Origin of the sequence: Ruminococcus callidus ATCC 27760, from assembly GCF_000468015.1 — a bacterium.
In the GTDB taxonomy this organism is placed as follows: domain Bacteria; phylum Bacillota; class Clostridia; order Oscillospirales; family Ruminococcaceae; genus Ruminococcus_C; species Ruminococcus_C callidus.
Map to the genome: position 1 here is coordinate 1 of NZ_KI260440.1, position 1,683 is coordinate 1,683.

Below are 1,683 nucleotides of genomic sequence, written 5' to 3' on the forward strand. Positions count from 1 at the left end.
CAATACCGCACAATCTTTGTGCGGTATTGCCTCATATGGTTTCCGTCAAAACGTCAAACTTATGCGGTATTGTCTTAGGATTCTTCCAGACCGGTATTGATACCGCTTTTTTCCAGTCCTGCCAGTTCTCCGGACGGTGTTTCTCCGGAGTTGTCTTTCTTTTTCGGGAAGACGAACTTCAGCAGGATCGGGGTGACGATCGTGGTGAATACCACCATGATGACCAGCGGTGTCATGAACTTCTCGCTCATCAGCCCTACAGAAGCACCCTTGTTGGCAACGATCAGGGCGACCTCACCACGGGAGATCATACCAATACCGATTTGCAGGCTCTCCTTGTTGGTGTACCGCATGATCTTTGCACCCAGACCGCAGCCGATCACCTTGGTGACAACTGCCAGCAGCATCAGCAGCAGCATGAATACGATCAGCTTTCCGGTCAGACCGTCCAGTGTCATTGCCAGACCGATGTTTGCGAAGAAGATAGGGGACAGGAGCATGTAGGACAGCGTGTTGAAACGGTTGACTACATACTCGTTCTTTTTCAGACCGGATACTGCCAGACCGGCAACGAATGCACCGGTGATGTCGGCAACGCCGAAGCAGATCTCGGCAATAAAGGACAGCAGCAGGCAGAAAACAAATGTCACGATGTTGTGACGGCGGAGGTTCTCGTTGCTGGATTCCCGCCACTTTTTAAAGAAGAAGTGGTACAGTACAGCGGCACCGATCGCCACAATGAAGAACGCCAGAATGTTGATGACAACAGCAAATACACCGTCATTGACCAGCAGTGTGCCCAGTGTCTTTTCGCCGCCGCCGTCGCCGGTCTTCTTGCCGCCCAGACTGATAACGACAGTCAGAGCGATAATGCCCAGAATGTCATCGATTACAGCAGCACCCAGAATGGCATTGCCGGCACGGGAGTTCAGGGCACCCAGTTCCTTCAGAGTTTCTACGGTGATGCTGACGGAAGTTGCAGTCAGGACAACGCCGATGAAAATGTTCTGCCAGAACAGGGAAGCCATTTCCGGATTCTGTTCCGTATTGTAGAAGTCGGCGAGGAAAAATCCGCCTACCAGCGGAACAATGACGCCCAGCAGGGCAATGACAAAGGAGGCAAGCCCTGCCTTTTTCAGTTCCTGAATGTCGGTTTCCAGTCCGGCACTGAACATGAGGACGATAACGCCCAGTTCTGCCAGACTGACGATCAGGTCATTCCGTTCTACAACGTCCAGCAGCATCGGACCGAGAATGATGCCGGCTGCCAGTGCACCAACGACCTGCGGCAGGCTGATCCGCTTGGTCAGCAGCCCCAGCAGCTTGGTGGACAACAGAATGATCGCGATTTGCAGTAAAAAAGAATAATCATTGTTGAATAAAAAATCTTTCAAACCCATAATGGTTTCTATCTCCCTTTATAATTTGCTTTCTGTCAAGAATGATCCTATGTCAGTTTTGGTTTGACGGTACCATGTGGTCAGTTTTATCAAAGCACTCCCTCCGCCTGCGGCAGAGCCTAACTAGCCGCCCTTTTCAAGGGAGCCTAAATCAGCCTCCCCTGAAAGGGGAGGGGGACCGCCGTTAGGCGGTGGAGGGGTTCTTACGTAGAATCTTTTTCATAATGTTTTAGGTTACACAGAAGTACTCCTCAGTCAAGCCTACGGCTTGCCAGCTCAGCAC

The 1,683-nt window shown here is 51.4% G+C and carries 1 protein-coding gene; it reads right to left on the reverse strand.

The genetic code is table 11. The annotated features are described in order from the left end of the window. Positions 1-74: 74 nt before the first annotated feature. Complete coding sequence (locus tag RUMCAL_RS10100) at positions 75-1,400, reverse strand: cation:proton antiporter (RefSeq protein WP_021682740.1); 1,326 nt, start codon at positions 1,398-1,400, stop codon at positions 75-77. Positions 1,401-1,683 lie beyond the last annotated feature (283 nt).